Here is a 20,091-nt window from a genome sequence, read left to right on the forward strand (position 1 = left end):
CAAAACGCGCGGGCGCGTGGCTACGGTTTGATCGCGCCGAGTTGCTTCAGCAGCGTCAGGTTGTCCTCGAGATGCCAGTTTTCGACGATCCGGCCGTCCTCCACGCGATACAGGTCGAACGCCTGGAAGTCGACGGTCTGGCCGTTGCCCTTCAGGTTCTGGAACTGGCCGGTGAAGTGGCCATGAAAGTGCAGATGCACCGATGCGCGGTCGCCGGCGACGACGAGATCGTCGATGTCCGCGTGCAGGTCGGGCACCGCCGCGCGGAATCCCTTCGACGCCTGCAGCGGACCGTTCGGGCCTTGCGGGCGGCCGTCCGGCAGCGTCCGGTCGATGAACGCGGGTGACAGCGCGAGCCGCGCGTACGCTTCGTCGCCGGTGTTCCAGAACCCGGCGTAGCGGCGCGCGGCGAGCACGACCGCGGCGCCTTGCGCAGAGGTGCTGTCGAGAGCGAGATGGTGTGGCGTGGGCAGCGCGGCGTCGTTCGCGGCTGGCGCGGAATCCGCGGCGTGTGCACCGCTTGCGACGATTGCGCCGGCGAGGCTGACGGCGACTAGAGCCTGGCGGGCAAGACGGGAAATCGTTGCGTTGCTCATGATGCGCTCCTCCGAAGTGGTTGATGAAGCGCATTCTGCTGACATCGGCTGTATTTGATAATTAGCCTGAAGCTGGAAGGATTTTCATTTTATTTTTGAAAATAGATTGTCGCCGGCATCGCGTCTGCCAGTACGCCTCGACCCCTTCTCGTCGGATAAAATGCTGCGCTTTACCTAAATCCGACTTCGCTCATGTGGTTCAAAAACCTTCAGCTGCACCGTCTGCCCGCTCCGTGGTCCGTCACCCCTGAACAGATGCAGAAATGGCTCGCGCCGTACGCGTTCGCGCCCGGCCAGAGCGTCGAGATGCAAGCCCAAGGCTGGGCGCCGCCGCGCGACGGCGACTCGCTCGTCTACGCGATGAACGGCCAGATGCTGCTGACGTTCCGTGCCGAGAAGAAGCTGCTGCCCGCGTCGGTCGTCACCCAGGTCACGCGCGAGCGCGCGGCCGAGCTCGAAGATCAGCAGGGCTTCAAGCCGGGCCGCAAGCAGATGCGCGACCTGAAGGAGCAGGTCACCGACGAGCTGCGGCCGCGCGCGTTCAGCATCCGCCGCGATACGCGCGTGTGGATCGATTGCACGAATGGCTGGCTCGTGATCGACGCGGCGTCGCAGGCGCTCGCCGACGACGTGCGCGGTCTGCTCGCGAAGTCGATCGACCAGTTGCCGCTGATGACGGTGCGCGTCGCGCAGTCGCCGGTCGCGGCGATGACCGGCTGGCTGCTCGACGGCGATGGGCCGGCGGGATTCACGCTCGATCAGGACACCGAGCTGCGTTCACCCGCCGAGGGCAACGCGACGGTGCGCTATGTCGGACATGCACTGGACGCCGAAGACATGCGCCGCCATATCGAGGCGGGCAAGCAATGCATGCGGCTTGCGATGACGTGGAACGATCGCGTGTCGTTCGTGCTGACGCCGTCGCTGACGATCAAGCGCATCACGCCACTCGACGTGCTCAAGGAAGCGAGCGACCCGACTGCGCAGAACGACGACGAACGTTTCGATTCCGATGTCGCACTGATGACGGCCGAGCTCGACCGCATGCTGCGCGATCTGATCGATGCGCTGGGCGGCGAGCAAGACGGCATCGAAGGGTTCGCATTGCCGCAGGCCGTGGCGGCCTGAGCGTCAGATTCTCGCGCTGTCCAGCGCTTCGACGAGAGTCCAGTACGGCGTGATCGAGCGCAAGCGGATCGGATAGGTCCGCTGCAGCAGCGCGAGCGTCGCGTCGGTATCGGTGAGCTGATAGATGCCGGACACGCGCAGATCGGCGACGTCGTCGGCATAGCGCAACACGCCGGCGTGATAGCGCGCGAGTTCGTCGACGAGGTCCGCGATACGCATGTCGTTCGCGTAGAGCAGGCCACGCGTCCACATCGCCTCGCGTGGGTCGAGCGCTTGCGGTGCCGCGATGCCGTCGCGTGTGAGCCTGCACCATTGGCCTTGCGTCAGCATCAGCGCCGAGCCCTCCGCCGGCGTCGCCAACGCGTCGCCGCGAAACGCGGCCACGCGTGTGAAACCATCCCGTTGCCTCACGCTGAACTGTGCTCCGCGCGCTTCGACGGCACCTTCGGCCGTCTGCACGAGCAAAGGCGTAGCAGTCGTTGCGGCGCCTGCTGGGCCCCGCACGTCGCTGACGGGCCGCACCATGATTTCCCCCGCGAGCAGATGAATGCGCCGAACGTTCGGCTCGAACGCGACGTTGATCGCGCTCGCGCTGCCCAGCGTGATCTGGGAGCCATCCGCAAGCAGCACGTCATGCAGTTCACCGGTCGCGGTGCGAAAGTCGGCGCTCCACGTGCGCCACGGCAGGCGGCTCGCGAGCCAGCCTGCGGGCGCGGCGATTGCGAGCCACGACAGCGTTTTCAGCGCGCGCCGTCGCCCCGTCGACACGCCGGCGCTACCCGCGTCTTCGCGTAGTGCGGGGCCGCCGTCAGCGGGCGGGGTGCCAGTCTCGTGCCGCAATTGCTGAGCGAGCACCCAGGCACGTCGATGCGTGTCGCTCTGTTCGCGCCAACGCTCGCCGGCCGCGTGGTCCGCCGCGCTCGCGTGCGCCGAGTTCAGCCGAACCAGCAGACGCGCCGCCTGGCTCAGGATCTGTCGGTCAACAGCGGACGTGCTGGTCATGATTGGCCTGTTTTTCCGTATTCGTTTTTCGCGAAACATTTTTGTTAAATGCGCGATACTCCGAAATGCATTTGACAAATGTGATTTAAAAGTTGAATTTAACAAATCACATTTAACAATTCCTGTCTGTTGAATTAGCTATTTTCGGTGAAAATCAGACCGGAGTTCCAATCGGATTTAAGCAATACGTTTATCCTAAGCGGAAGCGACTCGCTCAACCAATTTCTCCATTGCTGAGCAGGGTCGAATTCACCAGGATGGTGCGTACGTTCAGTCATTTCAGAGCGGGATGACGCATTGTCATGGATACAAAAAAATTACGCCACGCGTATGCCTATTATTTTTTTCACGAATGCTTTTCATGAAATCCGGCTAATTGCGCCACAAGCGAACGCAGCCTTTTTGTCACGAATTGCAGTGTGCCGGGTTTAGCTGACGGGCGTGTGAAGCCTGATGAAACTATTCGCCGGGTCATCGAGGAGGCGGACTGTGGGTGAAAAAAAAGACGTTGAAGCGCGCAAGCGCGCATTGCTCGGCGCGCGGATCATCGCTGGGCTGCGCGCGGGCGAGTTCACGGTCGCGTTTGCCCCGGTCGTGCATGCGCAAACACGCGCGCTGTTTGGCGTCGAGTGTCTGTCGCGCTGGCGGCATCCGCAGTACGGGTTGCTGCTGCCCGGCGCATTCGAGTCGGCCTGCATGATCCGGCGGTCGCGCACGAGGCGACGCGCTTCGTGCTCGACGTCGCATGCCAGCGGCTGCGCGACACACTGCGAACCGGCGGCGCGCTGCCGCTCGTTGCGATCAACGTTCAACCGTGCCAACTGTTGGACGACTCGCTCGTGCGCACGATCGACGAGCTCACACGCCGTGATGGCGTGCCTGCTTCGCGTATCGAACTCGAACTGGTCGAGAACGAGGAGACGCTTGCTGTCGTCGCGACGCGCGAGTTCACCGCGCCGCTGCGCTCGCTCGGCGTGCAGCTCGCGCTCGACGACTTCGGCACCGGCTATTCGTCGCTCGCGACACTGGCCGGCGCGCGGGTCGATGCGGTGAAGCTCGCCCGCGAGTTCTTTCGTCATGGTTCGCTGCAAGCCGATTCGCGCGCCGCCTGCGTGATTCGCGGCGTGATCGATATCGTCGAGCGGCTCGGCATGCGCGTGGTCGTCGAAGGCGTGGAGAGCGCCGCGCAGTTGGCGTGGCTGGCGGCGCTGCCGACGCTGCCGACGATCTACGCACAGGGGCATTACGTCGGCAAGCCGATCTACGAGTTTCCGGCCGCGCATGAACCCCGGTAAAACTCCGTGCGCTGCCGCACCTTCGATGCAGACGGAAAAACGACAGCCGTATCAAAGGCTTGCAGATTTTTCCGGAAAGTTATGCACAGATTTGCCAACAAAAACTGTGGGTAACTTTGCGCGTGTCGTCGCGCAAGGAGCTGCGCTGCGTCGCGCATCGAAGCGTCGTCAGTCTTCGAGCGCCCACGCGCGCTTGCGGCGCAGCAGCGCCGAGCCGATCGATACCGCCGCGCCGATGCCGCCCATCGTCAGCGACAGCGCGACGATCAGTGGGCCGGTTTGCGTGCGCGCGGAGAACACGCCGACGAGCAGGCCGGCGAGCGGCTGCGTCAGGTTGTTCAGCAGAATCGCGACGCCGATCGTCTTGCCGTAGTCCTCGGGCGGAATGATTTGCAAACGCGCGCTGCGGATGTAGACGTTGAACATCTTGTCGAAGCCGACGATCAGCAGAAAGCCGAGCGCATAGCCCCACGGCGACGCGCTCGCGCCCGCGATCACGCCGCCCGCGCAGATCGTCACGAACGCGACGAGACCGAGCACGCGCGCGGGCCAGCCGGCGCGCGCGACCGTCAGCAGCACCAGCACCGTGGCGATCGCGCCGGCCGTTTGCAGACCCGCGTAGTAGCGGTTCGACTGCGCATGCAAGCCCGTCACCATCGCCGCCGATGTCGCGAGCGTGACGCCGATCACGAGGTTCTCCGCGGCCGCGAGCATGATGACCTTCTTCAGTCCCGGCAGCGTCCACACGTGATTGAGCGCGATGCGCAGCGGTGTGCTCCAGTGAGCGGTGGGCACGAATGAATCAGCGGACCTTTGAGCGGGCGCGCGAAAACCGCTCAGTCGCTGCCAGACGAACAGCGCGGCGTCGGCGCACAGAAACAGCACGCCGGTCGCGGCGACCACCCATTCCCAACGCCACACACCGAGCAGCAGTGCGGCGAGCATCGGCCCGAGCACGAAGCCGAGCTGATCGGCCAGTTGCGAATACGCGAGGACCTTCTGGATCTGCTGCGTGCTGAAGATCTGCGGCAGCATCACCTCGCGCGCGACGAGCCCCTGGCTCGTCAGCACGCCGCACGCGGCCGACAGCGCGATCAGCCAGCCGATGCCGCCGAACAGCGCATACGCGGCGATACCACCGAAGCATGCGAGCGCGCGCACGGCCTGGCTCAGGCGCATCAGACGCAGCGGCGGGAAGCGGTCGCAGAGCGCGCCGAAGAACGGGAACACGAGGTAACGCGGCAGCGTTTCGATGAAGAACGCGAGGCCCGACCACGAGACCTGGCGCGTCGTTTGATAGACGACGAGCGGCACCAGAAAGAGCAGGATCTGATCGGCGAGACGCGCGATGAACAGCGAGCAAAAGAAGGCCTGATGGTTGACGCGCACCGTGGTTGTCTCGCCGTGTTGGGGTCGAGACCGATCCTATCAAAAGATCGCGCGGGCGCGGCGCGCGCACGCGCCGTGCACCGTCTTACTCGCCTCGATACGCCTGTTCGAGGAGCGCGATATCGAGCTTGACCATCTTCATCATCGCCGCCATCACGCGGCTAGCCTTCTTGCGATCCGGGTCGAGCACCATCTCCAGCAGCACGCTGGGGGTGATCTGCCACGACACGCCGAAGCGGTCCCGCAGCCAGCCGCAGGCCACCGGCTCGCCGCCGCCGTCCAGCAGCTTCGACCAGTAGCGGTCGACTTCTTCCTGCGAGTCGCAGTGCACCAACAGCGAGATCGCCGGCGTGAATTTATATTGAGGGCCACCGTTCAGGGCCATGAACTGCTGGCCCTCGATCTCGAACGTGATGGCCAGGACTTCGCCTTCCGGTCCTGGACCGGCATCCGTGTAATGCAGCGTGGTGGCGATGCGCGAAGCCGGAAACACAGATGTGTAGAACTCCGCGGCTTCTTCCGCGTTGCCGTCGAACCACAGGCACGGCGCGATTTTCTGCATGACGTTGCTCCTTCGTGATTTGCCGACGGCGGGCGCGGGCGTGCGTTCGCCCGACGCCCACCGGCCTCTCACTTCTTCTCTTCGGGCGCGCAGTTCATTGCTGCCATCGCCTGCTGGATTTCCTCGGCGCTCAGGTCGCGCTTGTGCGTCGCGAGCGACCAGCTGTGGCCGAACGGGTCCTTGACCTGGCCGTAGCGGTCGCCCCAGAACATGTCGGTGACAGGCATCGTGACGGTCGCGCCCGCGTCGACGGCCTGTTTGAAACTCGCGTCGACGTCCGGTACGTAGTAGTGAATCGTGACCGGTGTGCCCTTCAGCGTGTTGGGGCCGAAGCTCTGATGCTCGGGCCATTCGTCGGTCAGCATCAGCATCGAGTCGCCGATTTTCAAGGTCGCGTGCATCACCTTGCCGTCCGGGCCCGGCAGACGGATCTGTTCGACGGCGTTGAAGGCTTTCGTGTAGAACGCGATCGCTTCGGCGGCGTTCTTGCAGATCAGGTATGGCGTGAGCGAGTGCATCCCGTCCGGGATCGGTTTGACAGCGGCGCTGGACATGACGGTGACTCCTTGAAGTAACGGTTCCTCAGTGGAAAGACCGGCTGCGAGAGCTGGGTCTTCAACGTTACGACGAGTTTGTGACCGTCGGATCGACACTCCGAGAAAAATATTTTTTGGTCGAGGGCGAGGGCGAGGGCCCTCGCCATTCACCCCGCTGGATTGTCCTCGTCCGCCGGCGGCGCGGACGATGGCGCCGCGCTGCCCGCCGGTGCGCCGAGGATGCTGATCTGGAACGTATGGGTCGCGGCAAGCGACTGCAGCGTCGCGTCTTCGGGGACGTGCTCGTCGAGCGGCAGGATCACCGAGCCGCCGATCACCGCGCGCCGGCTGTTGTCGGCCGGACGCAGGCCCCATACGTCCTGATAGACGACGGGAACCGTGACGCCGTCGCGTGTCGTGTTGCCGAGGTACAGCATCACGTGGCCGCCGATATAGATCAGCGTGCGCAGCGGCACCCCATGCCGCGCCAGATAGTCGAGCCGCTCGGCGGGCGTCGAGTCCGACAGATCGACCATGCGGCCGGCGCTCATCTGCGTCGACGAATGGCGCGGCAGCCACACGCCGAACGCGGCGAAGATGCTTTGCAGTTCCGACGAGCAGTCGTTGTAGAGCCCGCTGTTGCCCCAGCCGTACGGCCGGCCGATCAGCGCCTTCAATAGCATCGCGAGGTGGCGCGGCGTCGCGGCGAGCGGCATCGGCGTGATCTGTGTGGGGTCGAGCGACGCGCTGCGGATCAGCGCGCGGCCGTCGACGTCGCGCGCGGGAACGAGGAGCTCGCGCGTGACCGGGTTGGTGCTGGCCGTGGCCGGTGACGCCAAGGCACCCGCCACCAGCGGCAGCATCGTCCCGGCCGGCGCGGCGAAGCGGAACACGCCATGGCTGTCGCTGATCGCCGCCGACGCGACGATCACCGTCCCCAGCGACTTTCCGGCCGCCGCGCGCCATTGATCGATGAAACGCTCGTCGGCGAACGCGACGCCGTCGCTGCGCACCCAGCCCTGCACGTCAGGCGTCTGCACGTAATGCCACGCGCCGTCGACGCTGCGGCCGAGCACGTAGAGCGGCGTGCCCGGACGCACCGCCGAGATCTGCAGGTTGTCGAACGGATAACCTTCGCCGGCCAGATGATGGTCGTAAAAAGACGGATCGGTGGTCGGCAGCTCGCGCACCATCAGGTTGCCGGTCGCGATCGCGCGCCGCTCGGGCTGGTAGACCGGCGTTTGGGTGAACTGCGCGAGGTTGATGTTGCGCGCGATCGCGTCGATCCACGCCTTGTCGTGCGGCCGGAAGTTTTCGCCGTAACCGATGACGCTGCCATGCTTGCCGGTGTTGTCGAACTTGTCGATGCGGCGCTGTTGCAGTGCGGCAATGTCCTCGCCCTGTTCGCGAAACACGCGGCTGGTGACCCACGTGGGATTCCACGGCGACGGCGCGTTCTCGCCCGTGCCGAAGTAGCGCGCGAACAGCGCGTCGAAATGCGCGCGCTGCTCGGCGGCGCTGAGAAACGGCCGATCGTAGTCGGGGCTGTTCGGATCGAGCCAGTGATCGACGTTCTGGTCGTAATGGGCGAGCGGAAACAGCGTGACGTTGTCGACGAACGCGTGCGTGTCGCTCGGCGGCGACGGCGTGCTGCATGCGACTAGCGTCGTGACGGCGGCGCACAGTAAGACGGCGCGGCAGGCACGGCGGGAGAGTACGGCGACGGGCATAAAGATCCGGCGTAGGTGGTCCAAGGCCACGATGATACGGTGTCGGCGATGCCCACGGCGCACTGGATTTTGCCGGCGCCCCACGCAGCTTCAATTACACTCGCTTTATCTGTCCGCCCGCGCGTCGGCACGCGCTTCAATCGCCACGGAGTCAGCCATGAAAACCAGCGCACGCAATCAGTTCAGCGGCGAAGTTGCCGACGTCACGCACGGTGCCGTCAACGACGAAGTCACGCTGCGCACGTCGGACGGTCTCGAGATCGTCGCGATCATCGCGCACGGCAGCGCGAAGTCGCTCGGGCTTGCGCCCGGCAAGCAGGCATTTGCGCTCGTGAAGGCATCGTCGGTGATCGTGATGGTCGACGTCGCGAGGCAACAGGTATCGGCGCGCAACTGCATCGAGGGGACCGTCGCGGCCGTGACGAAGGGCGCGGTCAATTCGGAGGTGACGATCAGCGCGGGCAGCGCGCAGATCGCCGCGATCATCACGAACGATAGCGTCGCGCGCCTCGGCCTCGCCAGCGGCAAGCCGGCGACGGCGATTTTCAAGGCGTCGAGCGTGATTATCGGTGTCGATCAGTAACAGGCTCTCGCGTGAATCTCCGCGAAGCGCGCGCGGGGATTGCGCTTGCTTTACACTGCACCCCTTCTCGCATTCCATCCCGCTCTGATCACGGACGCCGTCATGTTCGAAGTTTCCTCCACCTCGCATCTGCCCAAAGCCGCGCAATACGAAGAGCTGGTCGCGCAGGCGCGCGCGCTGCTCGCCGGCGAAACCGACTGGATCGCCAACGCGGCGAATTTTTCATCGTTCGTGTTTCATTCGTTGAGCGATCTGAACTGGGCCGGCTTTTACTTTCACGATGGCCGCGAACTGGTGGTCGGCCCGTTCCAGGGCAAGCCCGCGTGCGTGCGCATTGCGCTCGGCAAGGGCGTCTGCGGCACGGCCGCGCAAACCCGTCAGACCCAGGTCGTGCGCGACGTGCACGAGTTTCCCGGCCATATCGCGTGCGATTCGGCGTCGCAATCGGAAATCGTGGTGCCGCTCGTCGCACCCGACGGCACGCTGATCGGCGTGTGGGATGTCGACAGCCCGGTCATCGCCCGCTTCGACGAAGAGGACGCGAAGGGCATGGAAGCTCTGTGCGCGGCGTTCATCGAGGCGGCGCTGCCGCGCGGTGTGTAGGGTCGCCGCACACCGCTCCGGGCACCTCCCACGGCGTCGTTGGCGTTTGCCCGCGACGCGTTCGTTCGTTGTCTGTTTTCGCGGCTTGTTTCGAGGCTTTTCTCCACGCGTCAGGCCGCCGGATCGCGAGCGAAAGTCGATATCATCGGCACACTCGCCACGCGCGACGAAAGCGCAGCGCAATGCGCCGCTGTGACGTCTGCGCGCCATGCGTCGGGAACACGCGGATTCGCTTGGATCACCGGGGACAAAGGCCGGCGCGATGCATCATTCCATTCACGTCGAAGCGCGCACGCGGGATGCCGCCCTGGCAGCCGCGCCGTACGGCATGTTCATCTGCACGGCGGACGGCATCTTCGAGACCGTCAACGCCGCTTTCGAAAAGCTGACCGGTTATAGCGCGCAAGAACTGGTCGGCATCCGTTCGTTCGAGTCGCTGCACGATCCCGCCGAACTGGTCAAACGTCGCGCGGAGTTGCCGGCGCTCGCGGCCCTGAACGCGCGTTACGAAGGCGAATGGACTTATCTGCGGCGCAACGGCTCGCCGCTGCGCGTTGCGTTTGCGCTCGCGCCGCTGAACGCCGAAGGCGCGCAGGCGACGTTTCCTGCGCTGCGCTATGTCGGCATCGCGGTCGACATGACCCGCTATGCGCAATCCGAAGCGCGCCTGTGGTACGTCGCGCATCACGATGGCGTCACGCGTCTGCCGAATCAAACCCTGTTCATCGAACGTCTCGAACTGACGATCGCGCGCTGTCAGCGCAGCGGCGGCGGCTTTGCCGTGCTGATCGTCGAGCTCGATCACCTGCGCAAATTGCGCGACGCGCTCGGGCTGCATGCGGCGGAGCTCGTGTTGCAGATCGTCGGCGAACGGCTGCGCGGCATGTTTCCGCACGATGGCACGATCGCGTCGATTGGCGGCACGCAGTTCGCGCTGCTCGTCAATGAAACCGGCGCGGGCGCCGATGCATTCGCCGCCGAAGCGCTCGGCCGCCTTGCCGAAGCGATCGATTACGCCGGCACGTCGCTGAACCTTGCCGCGAGCATCGGTCTCGCCGCGTATCCCGCCGACGGCGCCGATGCGCCGACGCTGATGCGTCGCGCGGGCGTCGCGTTGTCGGCGGCATCGGCGGTGAGCGGCAACGCGGTGCGACGTTTTTCGACCGCGCTCGAAGGACAGGCCGCGCGCCGCTTCGAACTCGAGACGATGCTGCGCGAAGCGCTCGAGCGCCAGCAACTCCACCTCGTGTATCAACCGCAGATCACGCTCGCGACCGGACGCATCGCGCAGGTCGAGGCGCTGCTTCGCTGGAATCATCCGCAGCGCGGCATGATCAGTCCGGTCGAGTTCGTGCCGATCGCGGAAGAGGCTGGGCTGATCGAACGGATCGGCGAATGGGTGATCCGCACCGCGTGCCGCGACGCGGGCAAGCTGCTGCGACAGGTCGGCACGTTGCCGCGGTTCGCGGTCAACGTGTCGCCGCAACAGTTCGCACATCAGGACCTGTTCCACACGATCCGCGACGCGCTGCAGGATGCCGCGCTCGACCCGGCGTATCTCGAGGTCGAAATCACCGAGGGCGTGCTGCTCGGCGACATCGAACAGGCGTTGCAGACGCTGCATGCATTGCGCGCGCTCGGCGTCGAAGTCGCGGTCGACGACTTCGGCACCGGCTATTCGAGCCTCGCGTATCTGACGCGCTTTCCGCTCAATCGCCTGAAGATCGACCGCTCGTTTGTGACCGGCATGTCGCGCGATCCGCAGAGCGCGGCGCTCGTCGGGGCGATCATCGCGATGGCGCATGCGTTGCAGTTGCGCGTGACCGCCGAGGGCGTCGAAACGGCCGAACAGGCGGCACAACTCGAAGCGCTGGGCTGCGATGAGGCGCAGGGCTTCTGGTTCTCGCGTCCGCTGACGATTGCGACGCTGCGCAATGTGTTGAAGCCGTAGCGGGCGGTGTGGTCGGCTAGTTGTCCGTAGTAATTTCCTCGCGCGCCGCGCTTCAGTGCGGTTCGACCATTTCAATCGTTCAGGCGCTCGAGCGCATCGCCGCGGTGCACCGCGCGTATGCCGCTTTTCTCGCTTTCCACTTCGTAGCGCGGGTGCGATTTCGATGCGGCGACGGTCCTGCCATCTACTGTCTCGCGCGTAGAAATGACACGCACGATCCGGCCGTGCGTGACACCTTGCGGCGTGTTCCACCTGACGCGATCGTGAAGTTTCAGATGAGCGGACATGGGATGGGTCCATCGGGAGCGTGGGCGACGGCGACGATATCGACATCCGCTAAGCAAGTCGCGTACCGCGCTGGGTAACGGATGGACGGGAACGCGTCGTGCTTCATCCGCGTTGGGATCAACCACACGAATCAGGCCGCCGATGAACGACTCCCTCTACCGTCTCTTTCATCTTCAGCCGTCGCTGCTCGTCACGCTGACGCACGACGTCGTTCATATCGCCATTGCCGTGCTGATCGTCGCGATCGGCTGGTGGTTGTCGAACCGCGTCGGCGCGATGTTCGCCAAGGCGCTCGCGCGCACCCACGCGGACCCGACCCTCGCGCCGATGCTCGCCGCGATGGGCACGTGGGCCGTGCGCGTGCTCGTCTTCATCGCGGCGCTCGGTGAGGTGGGCATCGCGACCGCGAGCGTGTTGGCCGTGCTCGGTGCGGCTGGCCTCGCGATCGGCCTCGCGCTGCAAGGTACGTTGCAGAACATCGCGGCCGGCATGATGCTGCTGTTGCTGCGGCCGTTTCGCGTCGGCGACGTGATCGAAGGCAGCGGCGCCGCGGCTGGCATCGTGCGCGAGGTGGGGCTCTTCACGACGCGGATCGAACGCGGCGACGGCAACATCGTGTTCGTGCCGAACAGTCAGATCTGGAGCAATCCGGTGATCAACTACAGCTGTGGCGGCACGCAGCGCATCGAGGTCGAACTGGAACTCGCGCAGCGCAAGGACGTGGATGCGGCTATCGGGCAACTGCAGAAACTCGTGGCCGACGAGCCACGCGTGCTGAGCGGCTCGACGCTGGCACCGGTGGTGTCGGTGGCGGATTATCCGGCGGATGGTGGCGCGACGTTGCGGATCGCCGCGTGGGTCAGGTCGCCGGATGTGTCGTTGGCTGGCGGCGACCTGCATCAGAGGGCGCAGGTCGTGTTGGAGAAGGCGGGGTGTGAGGTCGCGGCTTAGGGGTTAGGGTTGCGGGGCATGACATACGGCCTCGACGCGATTGCCAGCCGGGTCGCGCAGAAATGCCGCGTAGTAGTCGGGGTGATAGTGAGGCCTCAGGCCAGGCTGTCCGTCGGATTTGCCACCAGTCGAGAGCCCCGCTTTGCAGAATGCATCGACATGATCGCGGGACGGCGCTTTGAAGCACCAGTGCCGCTTGTTCTCGTTTATTTCGCTTGGGTCGAGATACACGGCCAGATAGGTCGACGAGGTGTCGTCGCCCGTACAACGCTCGCCATAGCCTATGGCGGTGGGGCGGTCGTAGACTTTGCTCGCGCCGAGGGCCGTCATGATGGCGTCGTAGAAACGGCGTGCTGCATCGATGTCGGGTACGCCGATCGAGACGTGGTCGAGAAGCTGCATTGGATGTCTTCCTGTTGAACTTGCGCTGAATTTATACGCGCAACTTGCTCCTGCAGAGTGGCCCGTGGGCTGCGCGCCGGGCCGTGCGCGAAGGAACGTGCGAAGTTCGTCCCTTGGTGCTCGTCTCTATCCTCTTTTCATGAGATCACGAATGATTTTTTCCACCTCGGCCTGATCACCATCGCGCGCACCACCGCCTAGATCGAGGTACTTTTGGTAATCGGCAATGGCCGCTTGGTATTCGCCCCGGTTCCGATGCGCACGGCCCCTGTTGTAGTAGGCGTTGGCGTAGTCGGGCTTCAGGCGAATCGCTTCGTCGTATTCGCCCAGTGCACCGTCGAGGTCGCCCTTGTCGCCGCGCGCATTGCCGCGATTGTTGTAGGCGTCGGCGTCGTCGGGGTTCAGGCGAATCGCTTCGTCGTAGTCGCGCAGTGCGTCGTCGAGGTGGCCCTTGGCCTTACGGGCTAGGCCGCGGTTGTTGTAGGCGTTGGCGAAGTCAGGTTTCAGGCGAATCGCTTCGTCGTAGTCGCGCAGTGCGCCGTCGAGGTCGCCCTTGGCCTTACGGGTCATGCCGCGGTTGTTGTAGGCGTTGGCGTAGTCGGGCTTCAGGCGAATCGCTTCGTCGTAGTCGCGCAGTGCGCCGTCGAGGTCGCCCTTATCCTTACGGGTGATGCCGCGGTTGTTGTAGGCGACGGCGTAGTCGGGCTTCAGGCGAATCGCTTCGTCGTAGTCGCGCAGTGCGCCGCCGAGGTCGCCCTTGGCCTTACGGGCATTGCCGCGGTTGTTGTAGGCGTCGGCGTAGTCGGGCTTAAGGCGAATCGCTTCGTCGTAGTCGCGCAGTGCGCCGTCGAGGTCGCCCTTATCCTTGCGGGTGATGCCGCGGTTGTTGTAGGCGTCGGCGTAGTCGGGCTTAAGGCGAATCGCTTCGTCGTAGTCGCGCAGTGCGCCGTCGAGGTCGCCCTTGTCGTCGCGCGCATTGCCGCGGTTGTTGTAGGCGATGGCGTTGTCGGGCTTCAGGCGAATCGCTTCGTCGTAATCGCGCAGTGCGCCGTCGAGGTCGCCCTTGTCCTGGCGGGTCATGCCGCGGTTGTTGTAGACGTTGGCGTAGTCGGGCTTCCGGCGAATCGCTTCGTCGTAGTCGCGCAGTGCGCCGTCGAGGTCGCCCTTGTCGCCGCGTGCATTGCCGCGGTTGTTGTAGGCGACGGCAACATCGGCATCGGCATCGGGCAGCAGGCGGATGGCTTCGCTGTAGCAGCGCAACTTTTCATCCAGATCGGTTGCATTGAAGCCTTGCTCGAACCACTGCTGCGCCGTGAGCTCCTTCTCTTCAACCGCGGGCGCAGCGGCCGCTACTACCTGATCCTTTTTCGCGGCCTCTTGCGCGGAACTCGAAGCCGGGTGGATCACAGCCGTGAGCGCCACATTCAAGTGCTTTTCGCGCAGGCGGTTCATGGCTTCCATGAAATACTCCACGGGCACGCGCAACGCGTTGTAGCGCTTGAGCGCTTCCAGCTTGCCGGTGAGTTGATTCGCTATTGCCGGGGTACCGAAGTCGAAACTCTCCAGCATCAGCGGCACGATATTGCGGCGGTTATCTAGTGCAGCCTCGATCTCACGGCGCAGCCAGTCGTTGGGCTCGCCACAGCGCTCCAGCGCGGATGGCGTGAGCAGGATCAGGAAGTGCGCGCGGGCCCTGATGTTTTCAAGAATGATGCTCTCGAAGTCGCCGCCGGCGATACCTGTGAAGTCGAAAAAGACGTCGTAGCCGTGCTGGGTCAGATTCTGAAAAATCGCTAGCGCCCACGGCGCATTGGTGCGGCGGTAGCTGATGAAAATCGTTTTCTCGACCCGTTCCATAGCGTCTCCTCCACAAACTGAAGATGCCTGTTAGAAGCGCCCATTATAGAGTTCGCCGGTTCGAAGCATCCGACGCAACCTTGCCCCAGGTGTCTAAATTTCTGGTGGACTTCCTTACGTTCTGTGCGATACCTGATAGTCAGCTACTTGAGCGATCTGGAGCGAGTGAAGGCCGCTGCTTTGATGATCGAAGAGGCCGAGGCGATTCAACGGAAAAGCGATGAATGGAAGGCAGCCGATTTGTAGAGGTAGTGCGCGGGGACAAGTGACGGACAAGCTGCGACAGGCGGCGCTACCGGCCGAAGGGTAAGCGTTCAACGTTGCGCGGCGGGTGCCAGGGCGAGAGCCGCGTGCGAGGCACTTGTCGTTGATGCATCGTCGCTTGTCCGCGCTTAGAGAGAAAACGCTCATCAAGTGAGCCGTGTACGACCGTATGGGGGATCGGATCTCGCTTTCGACACGTCATGCCCTGCGCTTGCGACAACTGCGCGGTTGCTTGCTGGCGACGCGGCCTGTCTTTCTGCCACCAACTGCCCAGCAGCATCTCGATCCAGCCGTCGACCATCCATCGTCGAGCGTCGGCGCTCCTTCATGGCGCGGCGTAATCGAGCTCTCATCATGCTGCATTCCTCGGGCCACTGGGCGTCGAAGCCGCCGCGCGCATCACATAGCCGGGGCGCGAGGGTCGAGCCACTAGCCTCGGACCGGCCTATTCACGGCCTGCTTCCCATCAGGGGAGGGCCGCTTAATTGCAGTGTAATCAGGTAGCGCTCGTCCTGCGGCCGGTTTTCATGAACGAACCGGCGAATGTCGAGCGTTGCCTGATACTTGCCCGCGACCTGCCAGAAGGTCTTCGGATCATCCCCTCGCCGGATGCTCTCGATCATCACAGGTGTGTTGATGATGGGCGGGTAGCGGCTGGCCAGTATGGGGTGCCAGTCGCTCCGCCGTAACTGTTCCTGCAAATCCAGCAGGATCGCCATTGCCTGGTCGAGCGGCAGGGTTTCAACCTGCGGCGAAAGCGTCACCGACCAGACGTTTCCGTGTTCGTCGTACCCCACGTTTAGGAACTTCGATGCGGGCGTCACGAATCCATGTGCGGGATCTGCGAACCGCAGCCGGGCTGGCCGAATCACAACACCGCTCCAGGCTGCACCGGGTTCGAGTGGTGGGAGCGTTGACCGGGATTGCTGGCGCACCTTCTCGTAAGGCTCACCGAGCGTCAGCACAACTTCATCGACGGGCTTTGTCATCGCGTAGAGACCCCACGCGACTGCGCAGCCAATTAATGCGCATGAGAGATACCCGAGCCGTCTGATATTTCGACGCTGCATGACTACCTCGGGTGCGCGATAAGAAAGATGGAGTTTTCGACTGAATACTTATCGGTCGGGTGGTGCAACAGATCGTCAAAACGCTGCGCTGCGCGCAGTACGAACGCCATCCGCTGGCGTGGGTCAGCGAGGTTGGCGAGCGGTTCCCTGCTAAACCTCTCGATTCGCGCGTTCGCTCCGGTCACGGTGCATTGATTGACGAGCGCCAACTGGATTTCCCGCGCCGATCCGGTTGGGATGTTCAGCGCCCACGCGAACTGGTTGGCGCGCATCAGCATGGCGAATGCCGGATCGTCGTACATGGCAGGTTGAAGTATGTTGATCTGTTCATGCTGTGCGAACTGCGTGACACCTCTCGTGATGGCTCCTGCATCGATCGCGCGAAACCCGCGAAGCACTTCTTCCGTGACGTTGGCGAACTGCACGCGATCCGCAATCGGCCAGATTACGGAACCCCGTAATTGCGCGCGCTCCTCGAGGCACTTCTCGAACCGCTGGAGCCCGAACTTCTTGTAGAACATGTGCAGCGGCCAGATGTCGAGAAACAACGCCGTGTTGCCCTTCGCCAACATTTGATAGACCTTGGTTGCGCCTTCGCCGGTCGCCTGATCCGGTCCAGGCATACGCGGCTATACAAAGGGCGATAGACGCTCAAGCGGCGATGCGGTTTTTTCCCACTGCTGGTAGGCGTCCCGCTGACGGTTTGACTTGCTGATCAGTTCGGCGGCATTGAGCAGGCCGCAGCCAACCTGCTTTGATGCGAAGGCCGCGAGCCCGGCCCACTGGAAGCGGCGATCGTCCAGCCATAATTGCCCGTAAGCCCGGTTGATACGGCGGTTGCGTGCGATCGGATCATCTACTGCGACAATCGCTTCGGCCTGCTTCTGGTAGAAGCGCCAGCAGTCGATACAGTCTTGTTTGTCATCTTCCGCCCGCTTTTTTTCGGCAGCCTCTTCTTCTTTCCAGTTCGGATAACAGATCGGACAGCGGGGGTTTTCACACTCTGGCATGAGTTGTTATTCGCGTTGATGTTGTTCTTATGCACAACGCAAGATGCTTGTGTGCAGTCCTCGGCCTGGTCAGGCCCAGCACCTCCCGGCCGGCTTGTCTGCCCGTTGCGCTAGCGGAAGACCGCAGTAGGTGCCCGCTTTTGGAGTAGGGGTGTACAGGGGCCGCTAACCCTACTGCAAGTTCGGCATTTTGTCTGCGCCTGACCGGTGTGGCGGGTAAACCTAACAGATTGTTGACGGGCTATGTTTTTGGGATGCGGCTTGCTTGCGAGGGGAGGGAATGCGTTTCTCGCGTGCACTTCGCCACACGGTCGGAACTGCGCAGCCGTACAGGCCGGCCACCACACGCACACCTACGCGCGCCGAATCGGGGAGGGAGTCGAACGCCCCAAGGGCGTCTGGAAGGGTTGCTGCGGGCATGTATCGCTACAGAACGGCGCGATACGTATAGCCCTCGCCGTATCGCGCCCGCTAGTGATTCATGCGGGGCGGTACGATTAAATAGCGAGGAGATTCCGGCGAATAGGCGGTCTGCGGGCGGACCGTCAGCTCTGCGCGCAGTTTCATGAAACGGGATGATGCTGAATGATCCAGCTTTTTGCTAAAAGCCCCGTCACGCGGTGGTTTGGGGGCGATTGATAATCTGGCGTGATCAGGCGCGATTCTTACATCAGCACGATGTCGTACTGCTCCTGACTCAAATTCGACTCCACCTGCAACGACACCGGCTTGCCGATGAAATCGATCAGCATCGCCAGATGCTGAGACTCTTCCTCCAGAAACAGATCGATCACCTGCTGCGAAGCGACCACGCGAAACTCGCGCGGATTGAACTGCCGCGACTCGCGCAGAATCTCGCGCAACACGTCATAGCAAACCGTGCGCGCGGTCTTCACTTGCCCCTTGCCCTGGCAAACCGGGCATGGCTCGCACAGCACATGCGCGAGCGACTCACGCGTACGCTTGCGCGTCATCTCCACGAGCCCGAGTTGCGAGAAGCCATTGACGGTCACCCGCGTGCGATCGCGCGACAATGCCTTCTTCAGTTCCCCGAGCACCTGGTCGCGATGCTCGACGTTTTCCATATCGATGAAATCGATGATGATCACGCCGCCAAGATTCCTTAGCCTCAGTTGCCGCGCGATCGTGTGCGCGGCTTCGAGGTTGGTCTTGAAGATCGTGTCGTCGAAGTTGCGCGCGCCGACGTAGCCGCCGGTGTTCACATCGATCGTCGTCATCGCTTCGGTCTGGTCGATCACGAGATAGCCGCCCGACTTCAGGTCCACGCGACGCGACAGCGCACGCTGAATTTCCGCCTCGATGTTGTACAGATCGAACAGCGGCCGCTCGCCGGTGTAGTGGTGCAGCTTCGACGATACCGCCGGCGTGAACTCGGCCGCGAAGTCGGCGAGCATCTGATGCGTCTCGCGCGAATCGACCTGGATGCGCGACGTTTCATCGTTGACGAAATCGCGCAGCACACGCTGCGCGAGATTCAGATCCTGGTAGAGCAGGCTGGTGGGCGGCATGCGCTGCCCTTGCGACAGAATCGTCGCCCACGTCTTGCGCAGATACGCGACGTCGGCCGCAAGCTCTTCGCTCGTCGCATCCTCGGCGATCGTGCGCACGATATAGCCGCCTTTCTCATCGGTGGGCAGCACGGCGGTCAGTCGCGCGCGCACGGCCTCGCGCTCGGCCTCGCTTTCGATCTTCTGCGAGATGCCGATGTGCGGCTCCTGCGGCAGATACACGAGCGTGCGCCCGGCAATGCTCACTTGCGTGGACAGTCGCGCGCCCTTCGTGCCGATCGGGTCTTTGACGACCTGAACCATCAGCGTCTGACCTTCGAAAACGATCTTTTCGATCGGCTGATGCGGTGCTTGATGCGGCGCTTCGCCGGCGATGCGCGGATGCCAGATGTCCGCGACATGAAGGAACGCGGCGCGTTCGAGGCCGATGTCGATGAACGCCGATTGCATGCCCGGCAGCACGCGCACGACCTTGCCGAGATAGACATTGCCGACGCGCCCGCGCGACAGCGTTCGTTCGACATGAAGTTCCTGGACGGCGCCCTGTTGAACGAGCGCGACGCGCGTTTCCTGCGGCGTGACATTGATCAGGATTTCTTCATTCATGGTGTTGTTCTAGAAGTCGATGCGCGCTGCACGCAGGAGGGCAGCGGTTTCAAAAAGCGGCAAACCCATGATACCCGAATAGGACCCATCTATATGCTCGATAAACTCCGCCGCGCGTCCCTGCACGCCATAAGCACCCGCCTTGCCGAGCGGCTCGCCGCTCGCCGCGTAGCGGTGCAGCGCGTCTGCGTGCACTGCAGCAAAACGCACCTTCGAGACTGACAACGCCGCGGGCAGCAGCGCGCCATCGGCATCGATCACGGCGAGCGCGGTCAGCACTTCGTGCGTGCGGCCCGCGAGGCGAGTGAGCATGGCGACCGCATCGTCGGCATCGATTGGCTTGCCGAGAATCGCGTCGTCGATCGTGACGGTGGTGTCGGCGACGAGGATCGGGCGCACCGCGTGGCCGCCGTCGACGAGTCGCGCGCGCGCCGCATGCGCCTTCGCGACGCACACGCGCTGCACGTAGTCGCGCGCGGCTTCGCCCGGCCGTTCGGCTTCGAGTGCTTCGGCGTCTTCATCGGCGCGCGGCAGCAGCAACTCGAAACGCACGCCGAGTTGTTGCAGCAGCTCCTGACGGCGCGGACTTTGCGAGGCGAGGTAGACGAACGGATGCAGCGAAGCAGCGGGCGTGGGCATGAACGGGTCTCGATCGAGCGGGAAACGGATGGCGTGGGGGCGGCGAACGCGGCGGGTGTGGAAGAGTGGGCAGGGCGATGTCGACCCGGCGACGCGATCG

18 protein-coding genes and 2 pseudogenes are annotated in these 20,091 nt (G+C 63.7%); 7 read left to right on the top strand and 13 right to left on the bottom strand.

Annotated elements, in window-relative coordinates; translation table 11 throughout:
• Positions 1-20 precede the first annotated feature (20 nt).
• Complete coding sequence (locus L0U84_RS04795; protein ID WP_233848173.1) at positions 21-596, bottom strand: ester cyclase; 576 nt, start codon at positions 594-596, stop codon at positions 21-23.
• Between the two features lie 192 nt (positions 597-788).
• On the opposite strand from L0U84_RS04795, the gene L0U84_RS04800 reads away from it, so the two are divergent.
• On the top strand, positions 789-1,724 hold the full coding sequence (locus tag L0U84_RS04800; protein ID WP_233848175.1) for a recombination-associated protein RdgC: 936 nt from the start codon (positions 789-791) through the stop codon (positions 1,722-1,724).
• 3 nt (positions 1,725-1,727) lie between these two features.
• On the opposite strand, the gene L0U84_RS04805 is transcribed toward L0U84_RS04800, so the two are convergent.
• The gene (locus L0U84_RS04805; RefSeq protein ID WP_233848177.1) at positions 1,728-2,726 is read right to left on the bottom strand and encodes a FecR family protein; all 999 of its coding nucleotides are present in this window, start codon (positions 2,724-2,726) and stop codon (positions 1,728-1,730) included.
• Positions 2,727-3,179: 453 nt separating this feature from the next.
• On the opposite strand from L0U84_RS04805, the pseudogene L0U84_RS44145 reads away from it, so the two are divergent.
• A pseudogene (locus L0U84_RS44145) lies at positions 3,180-3,350 on the top strand (hypothetical protein); the annotation flags it as partial.
• Positions 3,351-3,355: 5 nt separating this feature from the next.
• Positions 3,356-4,021, top strand: coding sequence for an EAL domain-containing protein (locus L0U84_RS04810; RefSeq protein WP_233848179.1), 666 nt, complete (start codon positions 3,356-3,358; stop codon positions 4,019-4,021).
• Positions 4,022-4,189: 168 nt separating this feature from the next.
• Here the strand turns inward: L0U84_RS04810 and L0U84_RS04815 are convergent, their stop codons facing one another.
• The 4 genes from L0U84_RS04815 to L0U84_RS04830 form a co-directional block, all read right to left on the bottom strand.
• Positions 4,190-5,410, bottom strand: coding sequence for an MFS transporter (locus tag L0U84_RS04815; RefSeq protein ID WP_233848181.1), 1,221 nt, complete (start codon positions 5,408-5,410; stop codon positions 4,190-4,192).
• 85 nt (positions 5,411-5,495) lie between these two features.
• Positions 5,496-5,972: a VOC family protein gene (locus L0U84_RS04820; RefSeq protein WP_233848182.1), complete on the bottom strand. Its 477-nt coding sequence runs from the start codon at positions 5,970-5,972 to the stop codon at positions 5,496-5,498.
• 68 nt (positions 5,973-6,040) lie between these two features.
• Complete coding sequence (locus tag L0U84_RS04825) at positions 6,041-6,526, bottom strand: VOC family protein (protein WP_129959563.1); 486 nt, start codon at positions 6,524-6,526, stop codon at positions 6,041-6,043.
• A 149-nt stretch (positions 6,527-6,675) separates the two neighbouring features.
• Positions 6,676-8,238 (bottom strand): SH3 domain-containing C40 family peptidase, encoded by a 1,563-nt coding sequence (locus L0U84_RS04830; protein ID WP_233848183.1) that lies wholly within the window; start codon positions 8,236-8,238, stop codon positions 6,676-6,678.
• 157 nt (positions 8,239-8,395) lie between these two features.
• Between L0U84_RS04830 and L0U84_RS04835 the strand changes: the two genes are divergently transcribed.
• The 3 genes from L0U84_RS04835 to L0U84_RS04845 all read left to right on the top strand — a co-directional run bounded on the left by L0U84_RS04835 (position 8,396) and on the right by L0U84_RS04845 (position 11,375).
• Positions 8,396-8,821 carry a TOBE domain-containing protein gene (locus L0U84_RS04835; protein WP_233848186.1) on the top strand — a complete coding sequence of 142 codons (426 nt, stop codon included), beginning with the start codon at positions 8,396-8,398 and terminating at the stop codon, positions 8,819-8,821.
• A gap of 102 nt (positions 8,822-8,923) precedes the next feature.
• A complete protein-coding gene (locus tag L0U84_RS04840; protein ID WP_233848187.1) occupies positions 8,924-9,424 on the top strand; it encodes a GAF domain-containing protein in 501 nt (166 codons plus the stop codon).
• Positions 9,425-9,686: 262 nt separating this feature from the next.
• Positions 9,687-11,375, top strand: a complete 1,689-nt coding sequence (locus L0U84_RS04845; RefSeq protein WP_233848188.1) for a putative bifunctional diguanylate cyclase/phosphodiesterase — start codon at positions 9,687-9,689, stop codon at positions 11,373-11,375.
• 71 nt (positions 11,376-11,446) lie between these two features.
• Here the strand turns inward: L0U84_RS04845 and L0U84_RS04850 are convergent, their stop codons facing one another.
• Entirely contained in the window at positions 11,447-11,662 is a 216-nt protein-coding gene (locus tag L0U84_RS04850; protein WP_233848189.1) for a DUF2945 domain-containing protein, read from the bottom strand.
• Between the two features lie 142 nt (positions 11,663-11,804).
• Here L0U84_RS04850 and L0U84_RS04855 point away from each other — a divergent pair, with 142 nt between their 5' ends.
• Entirely contained in the window at positions 11,805-12,614 is an 810-nt protein-coding gene (locus tag L0U84_RS04855) for a mechanosensitive ion channel family protein (RefSeq protein WP_233848190.1), read from the top strand.
• 3 nt (positions 12,615-12,617) lie between these two features.
• Here the strand turns inward: L0U84_RS04855 and L0U84_RS04860 are convergent, their stop codons facing one another.
• The 6 genes and pseudogenes from L0U84_RS04860 to L0U84_RS04890 all read right to left on the bottom strand — a co-directional run bounded on the left by L0U84_RS04860 (position 12,618) and on the right by L0U84_RS04890 (position 19,991).
• A complete protein-coding gene (locus tag L0U84_RS04860) occupies positions 12,618-13,016 on the bottom strand; it encodes a VOC family protein (RefSeq protein ID WP_233848192.1) in 399 nt (132 codons plus the stop codon).
• Between the two features lie 126 nt (positions 13,017-13,142).
• Positions 13,143-14,873: a tetratricopeptide repeat protein gene (locus tag L0U84_RS04865; protein WP_233848193.1), complete on the bottom strand. Its 1,731-nt coding sequence runs from the start codon at positions 14,871-14,873 to the stop codon at positions 13,143-13,145.
• Between the two features lie 713 nt (positions 14,874-15,586).
• Entirely contained in the window at positions 15,587-16,126 is a 540-nt protein-coding gene (locus L0U84_RS04870; protein ID WP_233848194.1) for a flagellar biosynthesis sigma factor, read from the bottom strand.
• An 83-nt stretch (positions 16,127-16,209) separates the two neighbouring features.
• A pseudogene (locus L0U84_RS44150) lies at positions 16,210-17,217 on the bottom strand (DUF2515 family protein).
• A gap of 665 nt (positions 17,218-17,882) precedes the next feature.
• Complete coding sequence (gene rng, locus L0U84_RS04885) at positions 17,883-19,352, bottom strand: ribonuclease G (protein ID WP_129959580.1); 1,470 nt, start codon at positions 19,350-19,352, stop codon at positions 17,883-17,885.
• Between the two features lie 9 nt (positions 19,353-19,361).
• Positions 19,362-19,991 carry a Maf family protein gene (locus L0U84_RS04890; RefSeq protein WP_233848198.1) on the bottom strand — a complete coding sequence of 210 codons (630 nt, stop codon included), beginning with the start codon at positions 19,989-19,991 and terminating at the stop codon, positions 19,362-19,364.
• Positions 19,992-20,091: the final 100 nt, after the last annotated feature.

Origin of the sequence: Paraburkholderia sp. HD33-4, from assembly GCF_021390635.1 — a bacterium.
Classification (GTDB): Bacteria; Pseudomonadota; Gammaproteobacteria; order Burkholderiales; family Burkholderiaceae; genus Paraburkholderia.